The sequence below is a fragment of the Sphingomonas larreae genome (genome assembly GCF_051400595.1).
Classification (GTDB): Bacteria; Pseudomonadota; Alphaproteobacteria; order Sphingomonadales; family Sphingomonadaceae; genus Sphingomonas.
Genome location: NZ_JBLFFI010000009.1, coordinates 79,395 through 96,135, shown reverse-complemented (window position 1 = coordinate 96,135; position 16,741 = coordinate 79,395). Strand labels below are relative to the sequence as shown.

At 67.0% G+C, this 16,741-nt stretch carries 16 protein-coding genes; 6 read left to right on the top strand and 10 right to left on the bottom strand.

Annotated elements, in window-relative coordinates; all coding sequences use genetic code 11:
* Positions 1 to 425 (bottom strand): TonB-dependent receptor plug domain-containing protein (locus tag ACMGDM_RS19675; RefSeq protein ID WP_436805829.1); only part of this gene is annotated, 425 nt, incomplete at its 3' end.
* A 569-nt stretch (positions 426 to 994) separates the two neighbouring features.
* Here ACMGDM_RS19675 and ACMGDM_RS19670 point away from each other — a divergent pair.
* Together ACMGDM_RS19670 and ACMGDM_RS19665 are read left to right on the top strand one after the other, a co-directional pair.
* The gene (locus tag ACMGDM_RS19670) at positions 995 to 1,249 is read left to right on the top strand and encodes a hypothetical protein (protein ID WP_436805828.1); all 255 of its coding nucleotides are present in this window, start codon (positions 995 to 997) and stop codon (positions 1,247 to 1,249) included.
* A 409-nt stretch (positions 1,250 to 1,658) separates the two neighbouring features.
* Positions 1,659 to 2,663: an alpha/beta hydrolase gene (locus ACMGDM_RS19665; RefSeq protein ID WP_436805827.1), complete on the top strand. Its 1,005-nt coding sequence runs from the start codon at positions 1,659 to 1,661 to the stop codon at positions 2,661 to 2,663.
* Between the two features lie 185 nt (positions 2,664 to 2,848).
* Here the strand turns inward: ACMGDM_RS19665 and ACMGDM_RS19660 are convergent, their stop codons facing one another.
* The 8 genes from ACMGDM_RS19660 to ACMGDM_RS19625 form a co-directional block, all read right to left on the bottom strand.
* On the bottom strand, positions 2,849 to 3,160 hold the full coding sequence (locus ACMGDM_RS19660) for a hypothetical protein (protein WP_436805826.1): 312 nt from the start codon (positions 3,158 to 3,160) through the stop codon (positions 2,849 to 2,851).
* Positions 3,161 to 3,826: 666 nt separating this feature from the next.
* Positions 3,827 to 4,717: a helix-turn-helix domain-containing protein gene (locus tag ACMGDM_RS19655; RefSeq protein WP_436805825.1), complete on the bottom strand. Its 891-nt coding sequence runs from the start codon at positions 4,715 to 4,717 to the stop codon at positions 3,827 to 3,829.
* 261 nt (positions 4,718 to 4,978) lie between these two features.
* Positions 4,979 to 5,182, bottom strand: coding sequence for a hypothetical protein (locus tag ACMGDM_RS19650; protein WP_436805824.1), 204 nt, complete (start codon positions 5,180 to 5,182; stop codon positions 4,979 to 4,981).
* A gap of 433 nt (positions 5,183 to 5,615) precedes the next feature.
* Positions 5,616 to 5,996 (bottom strand): hypothetical protein, encoded by a 381-nt coding sequence (locus ACMGDM_RS19645; RefSeq protein WP_436805823.1) that lies wholly within the window; start codon positions 5,994 to 5,996, stop codon positions 5,616 to 5,618.
* A gap of 269 nt (positions 5,997 to 6,265) precedes the next feature.
* On the bottom strand, positions 6,266 to 6,880 hold the full coding sequence (locus tag ACMGDM_RS19640) for a response regulator transcription factor (protein WP_436805822.1): 615 nt from the start codon (positions 6,878 to 6,880) through the stop codon (positions 6,266 to 6,268).
* 10 nt (positions 6,881 to 6,890) lie between these two features.
* The gene (locus tag ACMGDM_RS19635; protein ID WP_436805821.1) at positions 6,891 to 10,121 is read right to left on the bottom strand and encodes a sensor histidine kinase; all 3,231 of its coding nucleotides are present in this window, start codon (positions 10,119 to 10,121) and stop codon (positions 6,891 to 6,893) included.
* A 58-nt stretch (positions 10,122 to 10,179) separates the two neighbouring features.
* Complete coding sequence (locus ACMGDM_RS19630) at positions 10,180 to 11,001, bottom strand: alpha/beta fold hydrolase (RefSeq protein WP_436805833.1); 822 nt, start codon at positions 10,999 to 11,001, stop codon at positions 10,180 to 10,182.
* 165 nt (positions 11,002 to 11,166) lie between these two features.
* The gene (locus ACMGDM_RS19625; protein WP_436805820.1) at positions 11,167 to 12,132 is read right to left on the bottom strand and encodes an oxidoreductase; all 966 of its coding nucleotides are present in this window, start codon (positions 12,130 to 12,132) and stop codon (positions 11,167 to 11,169) included.
* A gap of 87 nt (positions 12,133 to 12,219) precedes the next feature.
* Between ACMGDM_RS19625 and ACMGDM_RS19620 the strand changes: the two genes are divergently transcribed.
* The 3 genes from ACMGDM_RS19620 (at position 12,220) to ACMGDM_RS19610 (ending at position 15,212) form a co-directional block, all read left to right on the top strand.
* The gene (locus ACMGDM_RS19620; protein WP_436805819.1) at positions 12,220 to 13,176 is read left to right on the top strand and encodes an AraC family transcriptional regulator; all 957 of its coding nucleotides are present in this window, start codon (positions 12,220 to 12,222) and stop codon (positions 13,174 to 13,176) included.
* 175 nt (positions 13,177 to 13,351) lie between these two features.
* Positions 13,352 to 13,774, top strand: coding sequence for a DUF305 domain-containing protein (locus ACMGDM_RS19615; protein WP_436805818.1), 423 nt, complete (start codon positions 13,352 to 13,354; stop codon positions 13,772 to 13,774).
* Between the two features lies 1 nt (position 13,775).
* On the top strand, positions 13,776 to 15,212 hold the full coding sequence (locus ACMGDM_RS19610; RefSeq protein ID WP_436805817.1) for a YncE family protein: 1,437 nt from the start codon (positions 13,776 to 13,778) through the stop codon (positions 15,210 to 15,212).
* Positions 15,213 to 15,345: 133 nt separating this feature from the next.
* Here the strand turns inward: ACMGDM_RS19610 and ACMGDM_RS19605 are convergent, their stop codons facing one another.
* Positions 15,346 to 15,729: a response regulator gene (locus tag ACMGDM_RS19605; RefSeq protein WP_436805816.1), complete on the bottom strand. Its 384-nt coding sequence runs from the start codon at positions 15,727 to 15,729 to the stop codon at positions 15,346 to 15,348.
* A gap of 188 nt (positions 15,730 to 15,917) precedes the next feature.
* On the opposite strand from ACMGDM_RS19605, the gene ACMGDM_RS19600 reads away from it, so the two are divergent.
* A complete protein-coding gene (locus ACMGDM_RS19600; RefSeq protein WP_436805815.1) occupies positions 15,918 to 16,619 on the top strand; it encodes a histidine kinase dimerization/phospho-acceptor domain-containing protein in 702 nt (233 codons plus the stop codon).
* Positions 16,620 to 16,741: the final 122 nt, after the last annotated feature.

Here is a 16,741-nt window from a genome sequence, read left to right as displayed (position 1 = left end):
ACGGACGGGATAATGTCGAGCGGCACGGTGCGCCCCTCCTCGTCCACGCCTGCGACGATCGCACCATCCACCGTCGTACGGTTATACGTCGAGCGAAGCCCGCGCAGCACCGGGAAGCGCGGTTCTCCCTGATCCTCCTGGACCGACACGCCGGGGATCCGACGGAGCGCCGCGGCGGTGTTATGATCGGGCAGCTTGCCGATGTCGTCCGACGAGATCGCATCGACGACAGCGAACGAGTCCCGCTTGGTCGCGATCGACTCTCGCTGCGCCCGACGCTGTCCGGTCACGACGATCTCGTCTTCCGTCCCGGTCTCCGGCTCGGCGGTCGCCGCCGCCGCGAGTTCCTGTGCGGACGCTGCTTCAACCGTCATGCCGCCGATCGCCAGTGCCAGCGCGGCGACGCTGCCTGCTCGGTGTTTCATCGCTGTTCCCCCGGTTCGATGAGGGCAGCTAGGAGCCGCGGATGACGACTGAGCGTCCTGTCGCTTACAGCTTTGTGACCGACGCCATCTGGCTTCCTGCCCCGCCGGTGCCGGCTTCACGCTCACGGGCTTGGGTCAAGCCGGATCGACTTCCACCAGTCAGCGCTGCGAGACGCGGCAGAACCACGGTCAGGACCACTACCTCATACGCGGGCATGGTGCTGCACCACCTGCGGATGATCGCACGCTTTCGATCGTGACCGTAGAAAGATGGAAGCCGCTTCCTTCCCGTCGGTCGCGGCGACCACGTGTCAGCCTGTCAGGACACGTCGAGCGGGCTGGTTCCCCCCTGCCAGCCCGCTCACCCCTCCGCCGGGATCAGGCACTCGCCGTTCGATCTGCCCGCTGCGGCCGCAGTTACGGTTCGATCACCGGCCGCAAGTGCTCCCGATCGGCAACGTCGCCGAGCATCGCATCGATGGATCATACGCGGGGAGCGCATCCGCTCCGGACGTACGATTTCTCTGCATACCTCGACGGGGCATGCTTGGAGGAGAAGGAGACTGGACATGCGCAACGGGCTGATCGGCGAACAAAATGGGCTCAGGCATGCGCTGAAGCTGGCGCTCGTCCTGATCGCCGCGTTCACCTCCGCCATCCCTCTCGTATCGGCGGTGCGCGGCGACTTCGCGCTCTCCCTTGCCGCCAGCATCGTTATCACGGCAGTCGCAGCTCTTAGTTCGGGGCGCCGCGCCGAATTAGACCGTCGCGTAGTCGGGCACGCAGTCTCGCAGACGAACGGGGCTACACCGGCTGCCTGCTGAGTCCGACTGACGGCTAATCTCGGCGACGAGGCGGCAGCTGCGCTGACGCCGGGACTGTCAGACGCCGCGAACTCGGACGGATCTTCAGCGATCTCATGCATCCAGATGCAAGACGGGCTTGATCCCGACGACCGAGAAGAGATGGCCTCGAACATCGCTGATCGCGGAAGGATCGCACCTCTTAGTCCGCTTGTCGGCCGCACCGAGTCTTTCGCGATCCCTACCGCATATCGGCGATCTAGTGCGAGCCCTAAACGACACGGGCCTGCATGTGAAAGCGGCGTTAGTGCTTATACCCGCGCATAGGCAAGCCACCCGCGCCGACCGGTCGACGATCCCCGCGGGTGAGGGCCTGACCTGCCCCCTCGGGCTAGATGCCTCCTCACCACCAGACATGAGGACCTTCGCAATGCGCAGCATCATCTTCGCGGCCTCGGCGGCCGCCCTCGCCGGCATGGCCACTGCGGGTGTGGCTCAGACGCTGGATCCGGGCGTCGAGACCTTCGTCGACGCGCTGAAAGGCTCGAAGCCGATCTATACGCTCACGCCGGATCAGGCTCGCGGCGTCCTGGAGTCCGCGCAAAAGGGGCCCGTCGCCGCGCCCGACGTCACGAGCGAGGATCGCGTGCTGCCGGTCGGTCCCAAGGGCAAGACGAGGATCCGCATCTACAAGCCGCGTGGTGCGGGCGGCACGCTGCCCGTTCTCATGTACTATCACGGCGCCGGCTGGGTCATGGGCTCGCCGAACACGCATGACCGGCTGGTACGCGAGCTGACGGCGGGAGCAGGCGCGGTCACGATCTTCGTCGACTACGACCGCTCGCCCGAGAACCGCTACCCGGTGGCGATCGAGGAGGACTATGCCGTCACCGAGTACGTCGCGAAGCACGCGGCGGAGTTCGGCGGTGACGCGTCGCGAATGGCGATCGCAGGGGACAGCGTCGGCGGCAACATGACCGCCGTGGTCAGTCTCCTCGCCAAGGAGCGGGGCGGCCCAGCCTTCAAGGCGCAACTGCTCTTCTATCCCGTGACCGACGCAAGCATGTCGACGCCCTCGTATCAGAAGTTCGCCGAGGGACCTTGGCTCACGAAGCCGGCCATGGCGTGGTTCTGGGATGCGTACCTGCCCGACGCCTCAAAGCGGGCGGACATCCACGTCTCGCCGCTGAACGCGACCGCCGCACAGCTGCAGGGCCTTCCGCCCGCGCTGGTGATCACCGACGAGAACGACGTCCTGCGGGACGAGGGCGAGGCGTACGCCCGCAAGCTCGCCGCCGCCGGCGTCCCGACGACCTCGGTCAGGTACAACGGCACGATCCATGACTTCGTCCTGCTGAACGCGATCAGCGAGACCGCTCCGACGCGAGCCGCGCTGGCGCAGGCAGTCGACTTCCTGCGCACCCGGCTCAAATAACGGCCCGGGCGCTTCGTCTGCCGCAACGGAGCGCCCGATCATAGCGGACGCCATCGTTCTCTCCGATAGTCGCACATGTGGAGAACGCCGGCTGCAGCCAGCCAGGAGGAGCTCTCAGGACGCGCCACGCGCAGGTGGGCAGGGCTGAGCACGGCCATGGCCGGCTTGTCGTCGCGCGATCCTGCCTACCCGCTGCCTAGCGGCCTCGCGATCCGACACCTCTTCGGGTCGGAAGTCAGCTCCTCCCTCACAGCGCGCCCCACGTCCGTGATACTGTAGAGGAAGCACTCTTCCGCATCCTTATAGCGCCTGCGCAGCAGGGCGATCATCCCCATTCTGCCCTTCCTGCGCGGCAGCCAAAGGCACAGCGATGCGAGGACCGTACCGCGCACTCCGAGATCACGGCTGGAAACCTCGTGGTCCGGGAATCCGGCCAGCACCTTGCACTCAGCCGTGGAAAGCAGCGGCGCCACTTCTCGCGCATCGACGTCGCTCATGCACGAGCCGCTAACGCGACTGTCGGCAGCTGGGTCGCAGCAGACCGGCCTTGAAGCTCCGATCCTTAGGCGAGGAGCCTCGCCGAGCATGGCTGCTCGCCGCGTTCTCGAGAGGGTTCGGCAAAAGCGGTGGAATGCTCGATTGCCGCGAGGTGTCGGCGTGCAGCCTCGCCAATATGATGTCAGGTGCTGCGCAAATCACGGTCGGATCCTCGATGACGACAGACAGCCCGAGTTGGTCTGCAAGGCGCTGTGGCTTCGCAGCTCGGCTTGCAGAGACATGCCTGAGTATAGGTGCAGCCGGTTGCACCTGAGCCCGCCGGTGACGCCGTCGTGCCGCGCGAGGCGACTTGCATGTGCTGTTCTCGACGACGAACGCCGTCGGAGTGCAGAAACAAGGCCACGGTCGCGTGAGCGACCGTAGAGAGGGGGTCGTTCACGTGCTGACCGCGCCGTTGCCTCGAGCGGCGCAGTATCTGCTCGGCCATGCCCAGCCGCACGTCAGACCGGCTGCCCGCCTACGACAGCTTGCCGCTCCCTTGTCCATGCGGTGCCGCTCAGCCGGCTGTGCTCGGTTAGCGCGTCTCTCCCGACACGCTGGAGCGCGCGGAGCTAGGACGGTGCCACGTGGCGCTGGCGAGTACGTCCGTCGAAGCGGACCTTACCCTAAGATCTCACGGTCCTGCGCTGCCACCTTTTGGGAGAGTCGCCGACGAGGCGCTGGAACGTGCGGGTGAAGTGGCTTTGGTCCGCGAAGCCGCAGTGTGCTGCGATGTCGGAGATGGTGCTTCCTCCTTGCCTCAGCAGCTCCTTGCCGGCGTCCACACGGACCTGAGCGCGCCATGCGAATGGTGACATGCCCGTCGCCGCCTTGAACGTTCGCGAGACGTGGGACGGCGACAGACCACATTCGCGGGCTAGGTCGGCGAGCGACACGTCACGGGTGAGGTCATCGCCTAGCAGCTGCTTGAGGCGGTTCAGCTGGCGCGCAGTGAGCGTTCCCACGCGTGCGGGCTGTGAAGCGTCCGTGTTGCCATACGCAGTGGCGACATGTGACAGCAGAGCGCTGAAAAGATGCTCGCTGACGAGGCGGTCCGGCGTGGAATCCTTGTCGAGCAGCACGAGCAGCACTTGCATAATCCCGTGTATGAACGGGTCGTTCGTGGACCAGTCGGCCTCCATTCTGGGTCTGACTGCACCCAGATCGTGTCCGTCCGAGCCGAGCCCCCGCAGCGCAGCTATCGGGATGTGCACGTTGACGCTGTCGAAGCTGGTCACATGCCGCGAATGGCCAGCTGCGTCCAGGTCGAGCAACTGCATCACTCCTGCCGGGATCGACCCTACTGCGCTGTGTCTGCCATCCAGCCAGAGATCGTGAGGGCCGGAGTCGGCGATCTGGTAGATCAGCGCCACGGCGTCATCCGGTTGGCTGGACATGATGAGCCCCGAGCCGGTTAATCCGACCCGGCTAGATCGAACGCCCACGCCCGCGACATCGACTGCGATCGTGCGATCAGGGCCTGAGAAGGTGTCGATGCATGGCAAATCGTCGTCCATCGACCATAAGCGTAGTTACGGGCCCATTCCCGTACAAGTGCATGCCGCAGTCGCCGCTTCGATTAACCCTGTAGAAGCGCCATTGTTCGGAACACTCTAGCCAGTTCAGACTGTCTACCTCGAAGAGTCCAGATCGCCCCGAGCCAGGACACACGGACTAGCTGAAATTCTGCTGTGTCGGAGGTCATTGCTTCGCGGCTGCAGCCGCGAAAGCCCGCAGGGCGCTGCCGCGCGCGACTCGCCTGCGCCGACGGTGCCCTTTCAGTGTACCGGTCCCGATCCCCGGGAACTGATCACCGGCAGCGCCTCGACCGGCCCCATGGTGTAGCAGAAGACGCACACGCCGACGGATCCTGCCGGCGCTGCGTCGCAACGAGGACAGATGCCGTTGCGCGAAAGCAGCTCCGCGCGAAGATTGCGGGCCGGTGCGTAGCGCTTCGATCTCAGCGTCGTGGTCAGCCTCATCCTGCTCTCCTCTCGTACGCGGTCGTAGAACCCAAACGCGCGACGCCGTAGCCGACACCAACTCGCCGGCAATCGTCACATAATAGCCTCCGGGCGGCCTACATCCTGAGCAGACTACGCGGACCGTCCTCGGTTTGGGCGATGCTGTCCGCGTGCGCTCTTCTGCGCGTGGGCGCGACGCGCCCGCTCGCTACCAAGCACCTGACGTGACGTCTTGTACGTTCTGGTCGTAGAACCAGCTAAGGCGTTCAAGACCGGCAGCTCGCCTTGGAGCTCACGAGATCCGGCGACCGCGGCGTGTTGCCTCGCGATATCTCTTCCAGGAACAGGAAGGGCGCAACGCTGCACCGGCCGCCGTCTTCCGCTTTAACCATCTCTCACTAGGCCGTTACGAGAGGCCTGACCGGATCGGTGAGCACCCTCGGCGACGTACTCAGTGCACGCGCCCTTTGGAGATGCTGTCTACCAGAAGATCGTACTGCTGCGCCGAGTAGCCCGAGGAGAGGAAGGTCTCGACCTCGGCTTGTGGCAGCGGCCTTGAAGACGTCCAGCTGAGCACCGACACGCGCCGCAGGGCCTCCAGCCGCTCGTCGGCGAGCCTGTTGCTGCGACGCTCGCCGAAAAGGGTAGCCATCGCCTGCGAAATCGCGCTCGGTTCGCCCAAGGAACCGCGGTCGTCCCGCTGCGCCAGCGCGATGACCGACCACTCTAGGGCCGAGAAGCGGGCCAGCGAAAGAGCGGGAGCGGCTGCCTCGAGGTTCTCGGGGCTGGTCGCGACGCCGGCCTGCAGCTCGCCGAAGTGCATGTACGCCATGGATCGTCTCCTTGGGCGAACCGTCCGCCCTACCCTCTCTTTCTCGCCTGCGCGCGCTTCCGCCGCCATAAGACCGGTGTCGGCCGGCATCGTACGTGCGTATGGCTTTCGTGCATCCGAGGCTTGGTCTGGAGCCGCCTCCCGCCCGGCCGTCGATCCGGAACATCGCGCGGATAGATCAGGCAAAACTCGGGACGCAGGTGAGCGGCTCCGCTGCAGACCGCGTGCAAGACAGACGGTCGTGCCGCGCGGTCGACCGCGGGAACCGCTCAGATCTCCATGACGCCGCGCTTGATGGCAACAGTGACCGCATGCGTGCGGTCCGACACGCGAAGCTTGATGAAGATGCTCTTCATGTGCGCCTTCACCGTCTCCTCGGCGATGCCGAGATGGAGGGCTATCTCCTTGTTGGCTCTGCCGAAGGCGACGAGGCGGAGAACCGCGACCTCCCGCTCGGTGAGCGGCTCGTCGACCACGTGAAGCGCGATGCCCGCCGCAACGTCCGCGGCGACGTAGCGCTCACCCGAGTGGATCGTCCTGACCACGTCGGCGATCTCGGTCAGCAAGCTGCTCTTCAGCATGTAGCCCGCCGCTCCGGCCTTGAGGGCGCGGACCGCCTGCGCGTCGCCGGGATAGGTCGTCAGTATGACGATGCGCGCTTCGGGGAACTCGCGCCGGATGCGGGAGAGCGCCTCTATGCCGTCGATGCCGGGCATCTGGACATCAAGCAGGGTGACATCGGGCTCGAACCGCCGGAACAGGGTGACCGCCTCGGTGCCGTCGCGGGCCTCCGCGACAAGCTCCATGCCGGCTTCGTTCTCCAGCATCGCCGTGATCCCCTCGCGCAGGATCGGGTGGTCGTCGGCGATCATGACCTTGATCATAGGCGTTTCCTCAGCCGTCTCGCATCGTCAGCAGGCGACGCCACATCGGGGGCAGTGCGTAGGCGCGCAGGCGAGGAAGCTCGACCCGGACGAGCGTTCCGCCGTCCGGGCCGGCCACCACGCCGAGAGTCCCGCCGATGCGCTCCGCGCGCTCCCTCATGCCGACGATGCCGAAATGGCCGTCCTTCTCTCCTCGCGCCGCCCCCGGATCAATCCCTCGGCCGTCGTCGCGGATCTCGAGCGAGAACGTCGACCAGGCGTAGCGCAGAGTGCCCTCGACGCGACTCGCCTCGGAATGTCTCGCGGCGTTCAGCAGCGCCTCGCCCCCGATCGCCGCGAGTTCGATGGCGACATCGTTCCTCAGCGGGCGCGGCGTGCCCGTGACGGTCACGCCGACGGAAACCTCGGGCGCGAAGCCGGCGCGGGCGAACTGCTCCGCGAGCAGGGTCTCCAGATCCGCGCTGCCGTTCCTGTCCCGCAATCCCCTGACGAGATCGCGCGCCTCGCTCATGACAGCGTTGGCGCGGCGAAGTGCGTCACCGAGGCGCGCGCGTTCAAGCTCGGCCGCCGGCAGCCGATCCGCCACCGCCTGGAACCGAAGGACTAGGCCCTGAGCGGACTGGAGCAGCGTGTCGTGCAGCTCGCGCGCGATCCGCTCGCGCTCGGCGTACCGGACTCGCAGCCCCGCATCCAGCCGGCTGGACAGCCGGGCCAGGCGGAACCGGTACGCGAACCAGCAGATCAGCAGGATTGCGCCCGCGCAGAGCGAATAGAAGATGCGGGACTGGGCGAAGGTCGGCAGGATCCGGATGACCGTCGTCGCGGGAGTGCTGTCCCAGACACCCTCGCCGTTGGCGGCCAGCACCTCAAAGCGGTAGGTCCCCGGCCTCAGGTTCGTGAAGAACGCCTGACGACGCGAGCCCGCATCCACCCAGCCAGTGTCGTAGCCCATGAGTCTGTAGCGGAAGCGCACCTGCTGCGGACTGCCCAGACTGAGACCGGTGTAGTCGACCTCGAGGTCGGACACGCCCTTGGCAAGCGTGACCTGCACAGGATCCATCCGGACGCCGTCGCGAGCCCTTACCCCAGTGACGACGGCGCCGGGAGACGTCCGGTCGGTGCGCACCTTGTCGGGATCTATCCAGACCGTTCCGGCGAGCGTCGCGATCCATATCCTGCCATCGCCTCCCTGGACGAGCGAACGCCAGCTCTGGTTGGCGTACAGATCGGGCACGCCCTCGTCGGTGCCGAACGACCTGGTCTTCGGCTTAAACGTCCGATCGGAGAAGGCCCTCTCAAGTTCGGCCGTCGACATCCGGACGACCCCGCGGGAGCCCTGGACCCACGTCTCTCCGGCGGACGTCTGCACGATGCCGTTCACGCGCATCAGCTCCGGGAGACGGTCGATCCCGACCATGCCCACCCTGCCGTCGGCGATCAGCGCAAGCCCCTTCGCTGCTCCGACCAGGAGACCGGACCGGCCCTCGTACAACGAGATCAGGTCCCCGAGGCCCGACTGCTCGCCCACGAGACGGCGGGGAGCCGACGGGGGATCGACACGTGCCACCACCTCGGATGCCCAGCCCAGCGCCACCGAACCGCCGCGTTCCGGGATCATGACGGTGGGATGGAAGCCCGCGGGATCGTACTGCCTCAGGATACGACGCCACCCGCCGTGCTCCCACGCGTACATGCCGCTTCCTGCCGCCGACATCCACAGGCGGCCCGTGCGGTCGACCAGACAGTCGTAGATGCCGGTTTCCGCTTTCGAGGGTCTGGGAAGCCTTTCGCTCCTGCCGCCGAGAAGACGGTAGACGTTCTTCGAGTCGACGACCAGCAACGCGCCGCTGCCGCCCTCGCAGATCGCCTCGGGCTCGCTGACGTTCCGCAGCAGGGCGCGCGGACGATCTCCTGGAGCGACGCGGTAGATGACGTCCGACTGGCCGACATAGACGCTGCCGTCCTGCCCGGCATGAAGGATGTCTCCGAATGCGGCCGGTCTTGTGAGCAGAGGTTCGACGACGATGTCCACCTGCCGGAACCGGTCGAGGCCGCGGGAGCTGGTCACCCATATGTTTCCCTCGCGATCCTCCAAGATCGCGAGCAGGCTGTCCGAGGAGAGGCCGTCCTTGGTCGTGAAGCGCTCGAAAACGTCCGCGGCTGGCCGCTTGCGAGGGAAGGGTTCCGGCCGTCTCAGCCGTTCCAGGCCGCGGTAGCGCGTGGCCGTCCAGAGGTTTCCGTCGCGATCGAAGAGAGCGGGCCCACGCCGCTGGCCGTCGTCACCATGGTAGGCGAGGGCAAGGTTCGATGGTGCATGCCGCTCCGGACCGTCCGCGACGACGTACGCGCCCCGTCTTTCGGACAGCCAGATGCGCCCAGCGGCGTCCTGCGCCAGCTGACCGCGCAACCCGGGAAAGCTGAGGATGGTCTCGAACCGGCTCGCGCCCGGTCGCAGCCGAAGGATCGAGCCGATGTACGACACCCATATGGAGCCGTCCCGCGCAGCAAGCAGCGCGAGCGCCTGTTCGCGCGGCAGGCCCGATGCGACGGTGAATGCTCGCCAGCGTCCGTCCCGGAACCGCAGAAGCTTTGCGCCGACGTTTCCCCGAGCGACCCAGACCGAATCGTCGGCAGCCTGCACGATCGAGATCACCTCGCCGGTCGCGCCCTCCTCCTTGGCCGGACGGACAAAGCCCAAATGGCCGCGCCGGTAGACGCCGAACAGGTTCTCCTCGCGAAACCACGTCCATACGGCGCCTTGCCGCGTGATCAGGACACGGCGCGCGGCACCGTTGCTCGCGATCCGGGCGATGCGGTCGAAGCGCACGCCGTCAAACCGGTACAGCCCGTCCGCCGCCGCCATCCACAGGAAGCCCTGCCGATCCTGTGCGAGGCCGCTCAGCGAGGCGGGAACTCCGTCCCCCCGCATCCAGCGCCTGTGATCGTACTGCGAGAGCTGCCGCTGCGGATCCAGCGCAAAAGCGTGCCCGGAGCCGAACAGCATGACCAGAGTCAGCAGGAAGTGCGCGGCTTGGCGCATGACGCTCGGTTGCCAGGCCTGCGCGGTCGGCTCATCCTCGACCTGCCTCACCCCCCCTGACACATGCGAGAGCGCAGAAGGCGACAGCAGCGGCATCAGGTTGCGCGCGCTGCCGCCGGGAGGCGCGGTTCTCGCGCGGGAGGCCGGGATCGCCGTGGACTCGCAAGGCGAGATGACCTTCGAGGACGTGGAGTCAGGCATCAGCCGTTTTCATTGACCGGCCCGCCGGCTTGGCAGACGGGCCGGGATGAGGAAGACGTCAGCCGCCGATGAAGTCGAGGACGTCCTGGTTGAAGCGGTCGGGGGTGACCTGAGCCAGTCCGTGGCTGCCGCCCGGATAGGTCTTGAGCGTGCCGTTCGGCACGAGCTTGATCGTCTTGAGCGCCGCTGCGGCGATCGGCACGATCTGGTCGTCCTCGCCGTGGGCCACGAGCACGGGCACGTCGATCTTCTTGAGATCCTCGGTGAAGTCGGTCTCGGAGAACTCGTGAATGCAGTCGTAGGCGCCCTTGATCCCTGCCATCACGCCCTGGAGCTCGAACGTGTCGCGCAGGCCGGCGGCCTCCTTGGCCCCTTCGCGGTTGAAGCCGTAGAACGGCATGGACAGCTCCTTGAAGAAGCTCGCTCGATCCTTCAGCGTGCCGGCGCGGATGTCGTCGAAGACCTCGATCGGCGTGCCCTCCGGGTTGCTCTCGCTCTTGAGCATGATGGGCGGAACAGCGGCGAGCAGCACGGCCTTGGCGACGCGTCCGGTGCCGTGCCGACCGATGTAGCGGGCGACCTCGCCGCCGCCGGTGGAATGGCCGATCATGATGATATCGCGCAGGTCGAGCTGCTCGATAAGTTCGGCCAGATCGTCGGCGTACTGGTCCATGTTGTTGCCGTCCCAGGTCTGGTCCGAACGGCCGTGCCCGCGACGGTCGTGAGCGATCACGCGATAGCCGCGCGTACCAAAGAACATGAGCTGATGATCCCAGGCGTCGCTGGAGAGCGGCCAGCCGTGGGAGAAGACGATGGGCTGCCCGGCGCCGAAGTCCTTGTAGAAGATCTTCGTCCCGTCTTTCGTCGTAATCGTGCTCATGCGTAGCTCCTTGGCTCGGCCGGCGCCCGCTGCCGGCATGGCGCTCGTCTAGCTGAGGGGCCGCGGCGCTTCGTCGGACCCGCCGTATGTGCGCCAGAGATGTTGGTGTGCGGCAAGCATACGCACGGATGATTGCCGTGACCGGTCATGGACGGACCGTCCTCGTCAGACAGGCTCGACGAGCCTTTCGCTAAGCTGCCAGAGCCGCTCGGCGAGAGCCGGGTCCGCAGCCCACTCGCGCACGCCGTCGAGGCGCTCGTCCTCGCCCGTCCTGAGCGGAGCGATGTCGCAGTTCTCGCAGTAGACGCCGCCGGCGCCGGCGAGCGCACCGGAGGTCGCGCACCATACGGCGGTCGCGGCACCCTGCCGTGGATCCTTGAGGTCGCGGGTCGGATCGATCCGTGGACTGCCGTCCTCGTCGAGGGCGCCGAAGGCGCGGATCTGCTCGTCGGACAGGCTCCGCGCCAGGTCGGTGAGGATCGATCCGGGATGGACGGAGTAGGCTCGGACACCGTCCTCCTGGCCCCGCCTGTCCAGTTCCACCGCGAACAGGGCGTCGGCGGTCTTGGACTGTCCGTAGGCTCGCCACGGATCGTACTCCCGCCGCTCGAAGTTGAAGTCGTCGAAGTCGAAGCCGGCGAGCCGGTGCGCGCGCGACGACATGCTGACCACCCTTGCGCCCCCGGCCCGCCGGAGCGCCGGCATGAGCGCACGCGTCAGCCTGAACGGCGCCAGATGGTTCACCGCCAGCTGCATTTCGTTGCCGTCGCCGTCGCGCGCCAGAGGGGACGCCATGATGCCGGCGCTGTGGATGAGGATGTGCAGCGGCCTCCCCGACGCCAGGAACCGGGCGCCGAGCGCCTCCACCGAGCGAGGATCCTCCAGCTCCACGTGTTCCAGCTCCACGCCGACGAGGCCGCCGAGCGCCTCGCGAGCCTTTCCGAGGCTTCTGCCCGCCACCACGACGCGAGCCCCGGCTCCGGCGAGCGCCCGCGTCGTTTCGAGGCCGAGACCCGAGTAGCCGCCGGTGACCATCGCCGTGCTGCCGGCGAGATCGATGCCGGCAAGAACGTCGTCGGCGGTGGTGAAGGCGTCGTAGCCGGATCCGATCGGGGTCTGGGGGGTCGTCATGAGGTTCTCCAACTATGAACGGCATCTCGCGACAGGCTCCCAATCGTGCAATGCGGCGTCGTCCGGATTGATGTAGCGTGCGTCCCGATGAGCGATCCGCTGTCAGAGATCCTTCGGCTGGTGGAGGTGTGGGCCGGCGTCTCCGGGCGCCTGCGCGCTGGCGGAGCATGGTCGCTCGCATTCCCCGCGCCTGCCGACGTGAAGTTCAACGCGGTGGTCACCGGCTGCTGCTGGCTGGACGCCCGCTCGCTCGACGCTCCGATCCGGCTCGAGGCCGGCGACTGCGTGCTCCTCACCGCACCCCAGCCCTACGTGCTCGCGTCGGATCCGACGATCCCGTCGTCGCCTGCGGGCCCGGTCTTCTCGCAGGCTGTCGGCGGGCTCGCGGTCGCAGGCAGCGGTGACGGGACGCTCCTGATCGGAGGACAGCTAGGCTTCAATCCTTCGGCCGCGTCGCTGATCCTGGACGGTTTGCCCGATATCGTCGTCGTGCGGCAGGAATCCGTCGAGCGTGGACAGCTTCACTGGCTGCTGACGCGCCTCGTGGACGAGATCGCGGCGGACGCGCCCGGAGGAGCGCTGCTGGCCGACCAGCTCGCCCAGCTTCTCGCCGTCACGCTCCTGCGATCGCACTTCGCCGCCGGCGGCGCCGGGATGCCTGGCTGGTTGCGAGGCATGGCCGACACGAGAATCGCCAAGGCGATTGCGGCGGTGCTTGCCGAACCGGCCAGAGCCTGGACGGTTGGCGCTCTCGCGGGCGAGGCGGGCATGTCCCGGTCGACCTTCTCCGCCCGCTTCTCCGAACTCGTGGCCACCGCCCCGATGGCCTTCGTCCAGGAGTGGCGGCTCCAGTCCGCCGCGCGGCTGCTTCGCAGCGGCCGCGGTTCGATCGGCGCGATCGCCGCCCAGGTCGGCTATGGTTCGGAAAGTGCGCTCGGAGCCGCCTTCGGACGGCGCTTCGGGTCAGCTCCCGCAGCATACCGTCATCGGTCGACCGAGGTCGGAGAGGTTGGCGGCCGGGTGTCGACGAGATCGCCGACCTAGATCTCGATCATACTCGCGTATGATTTCCATGACATGGCGACGCCGTATCCCGCTCGGCACGGCCGATCGATCGGCTTGCGGCGCCATCGTTCTCCACGAACGTCGACGCAAGCGGGCACGCGAGACCGGACCGTGAGCGGGAGGGGCTGGACCACGGCACGCAGGAGCCTCCCGAATGCCGAACATCAGACGGACCGCGCTGCTGCTCGCCGTCCTCAGCCTACCTGCCGCCGCGATCGCCCAGGGTGGCGGCTCGGAGAAGCCGTTCCTGGACGAGCTCAGAGACGCCATGGACCGCATGATGGCCGGCATGGAAACCAAGCCGACCGGTGACGTCGACCGGGACTTCGTCGCGATGATGATCCCACATCATCAGGGCGCCATCGACATGGCGGTGGCCGAACTGCGGCACGGCAGGGACGAGCGCCTCAAGCGCATCGCCCAGGAGATCATCGTCGATCAGCAGCAGGAGATCGCCGTCATGAAGATGGCGGTGGGCGATCCGCTGCCCGCCTCCGCTCCCGCTCCCACCACGCCCGACAAGCGCCCGGCGGCCGGCGGCGCGGGGCATCAGCATCACTCGAATATGGAGTCCTGAGTTGACACGAGCACTGGCAGCGGCGGCGATCATCGCCGGCACCGTTCATCTCCACGCGGCGGCGCAGCAGGCGCCGTGGGCGAAGGCGGACGTACCCGTAAGCAGCAGGGATCGCGTCTACGCGGCCGAGCAGTTTTCCAACACGCTGTCCGTGAGCGATCCCGCGGACGGCAGGCTTCTCGGCGTGGTGAAGCTGGGCGAGCCGCAGCCGACGAACTTCTCTCCGCTCTACAAGGGGCAGGTGCTCGTCCACGGCCTGGGATTCTCGCCGGACGGGAAGACGCTCGCCGTCGTGTCGATCGGATCGAATTCGGTGACGTTCGTCGACACCGCCACCAACTCGGTCAGGCACACCACCTACGTCGGCCGCAGTCCGCACGAGGCGTTCTTCACGCCTGACGGCAGGGAGGTCTGGGTCACCGTCCGGGGCGAGGACTACATCTCCGTCCTAAATGCCACCACGTTCAAGGAGACCGCGCGAGTGAGGACTCCCGGCGGTCCGGGCATGACGATCTTCTCGCCGGATGGCCGCTACGCCTACATCTGCTCGTCCTTTAATCCCGAGCTCGTCGTCATCGACGTCAAGGACCGCAGCAAGGTCGGCTCGGTCGCACAGCCGAGCCCGTTCTGCCCCAACATCGCGGCAACGCCGGACGGCAGGCAGGTCTGGTTCACGCTAAAGGACGTGGGCCGAACGGTGGTCTTCGACGCCAGGCCGCCGTTCGGCCTCCTGAAGGTCATCGACACCGGCCCGATCACCAATCACGTCAACTTTGCGCGGACCCCCCGCGGCACGTTCGCCTACGTGACGATCGGCGGCCTCAACGAGGTGAAGGTTTTTCGCATCGACGACTTCGGCCTCGTGACCACGATCCCCGTCGGCAAGCTCCCGCACGGCACGTGGCCCTCGGGCGACGGCAGCCGCATCTACGTGGGCCTCGAGAACGACGACGCTCTGGCAGTCATCGACACGGCGACGAATCGTACCGTCGGCCAAATCCCCGTCGGGCAGGCGCCTCAGGCGATCGCCTACGTTCCCAACGCGGTGCCGAACGGTGCGGGGACGGCGAACCTCCAGCAGCTCGGCGTCGCGGGCAACGTGACCCGCCTGGAGCTTGCAGCACCCGGCGGAGCGGCGGCGACGAGCGTATCGCTCTTCGATCAGGGCCTCGTCCAGATCCTGCAGGCCTCCGCCACCGGCCTCCAGCCCAAGCACGCGTACCTGCTCGGTCTTGCCTCACGCCCGGACGGCGCCGGCGGCGTCGAGCCGCTTGCCAAATTCATGACGAACCCGGCCGGCTCGGCGATCGTCAACGCCAGCGGTCCTATCAGGCAGATCGTCGCCGATACCGACACGCCGCAGCAGCGGCGTTATCTCGTGATCGTGGAGGACGCCGGCGGACACCCCGGCAGCGTCGTCCAGGTACAGCGCCGCTGACGACGACCGCTCGCCGACGAGGAAAGGATCCGGGGGTCGCCGCCTGGCAGGCGAGCTCCGGAGCCTCCGGCTTCGCGCATCCTGCGGCAGCAGGTACAGGCCGGCGTCCTACCGGTAACGCCGGACGTGGGGATCAGTCCTTCAGCGCCTTCTCGATGCAGCTCACGAGCGCCTCTCCGTCGAACGGCTTGCGGAAGGTGCAGTAGGCGCCCGCGCTTCTCGCCTCCGCGAAGGACTGCTCGCTGACGAAGGCCGACATCAGAATGACGGGGATGCGGCAGTTTGTCGCTCGCATCGTCCTGAGGAGATCGATGCCGCTCATCCCCGGCATCTGCACGTCGCTGACGATGCACCCTGTCTGGTCATGGATCCCGGCGGCAAGGAAGCTCTCGGCGCTGTCGAAGACCCGCACGCGCAGGCCGAGGCTTCGGATGAGGCCATCGAGGGACTCGCGGATACCCTCGTCGTCGTCGATCACCGAGATCAGCGGTTGGGTACTCACCTGCTCATCCTTCACGCCGAGGCGGGCAGCGCCGCCTTCTCCCTGATGCAGCAGGTGCCGCGACCTTACAAACTATACGCAGAGGCTGTGCGGCCGATCCATAGCGTCGAGTTACTCACCTGCAGGCGATCCACAACAGACGCAGGTCTGGTGGCGCATGTCCGGCGGCATGGATATCGATCGGGGAGGATAAGGGAAGAGCGATGAACGACGATCCAACCCCACCCGCATCGTGGACGATGGCACCCGTGAACCGGGATGGCTCGAGCTCCCTGTTGCTCGTGGACGAGATCCTGTCGGTTGTGCGCCACGAGACGAACCAGCCGCTCGCCGCAGTGGTCGCGAACGGCAACGCGGCTCTCCGCTGGCTGGGCAGATCAGAGCCGGACCTCGCGGAGGCGAGACGCGCCATCGAGCGCGCCGTCTCGGAGGCGACGCGGGCCTCGGAGCTGCTGGCACGGACGCGCGAGTTCGCCCCGCCTAGACGGAACGTGGTCGAGTTCGACCTCAACTCCGCCGTCATCGCTGCCGGCAGCCTGACCTCGCACGCGGCTGCGGAGCGCGGGAGCGGGATCAACTTGGATCTTGCAGACCGGCTTCGGCCGGTCGTCGGCGACCCCGAGCGGATCGAGCTTCTCGTGTCCAACCTTATCCTGAGCGTGCTTCGCGGCTCTGGCAACCATGTCGCAGGTTCCCCCGTCCAAGTGAGCACGGGATCGGCGAACGACATGGCGTTCGTGAAGGTGTCGGTCGACGGCGTGGATGTGTCCTTGGAGGCCGCGACAGGCCAGGACCTTGCACTAGCCGTAGCACGCAACATCGCCATAGCTCACGAGGGCTCGATCTCCACGGGATTGGAAGGCGACGGGATGGTCATGACCTTCAAGCTCCCTGTCTTGCGATAGCCGATGTCCTCGACCGACCCTGCAGCTTCGGCCGGGCACCGGTCCTGCCGCATTTGGAAAGGCGTTGAGCGAGGCAGCCGAGCCGTGGCCGGGCTGAAGACTGCCGGGCGTCTATCGCTGGT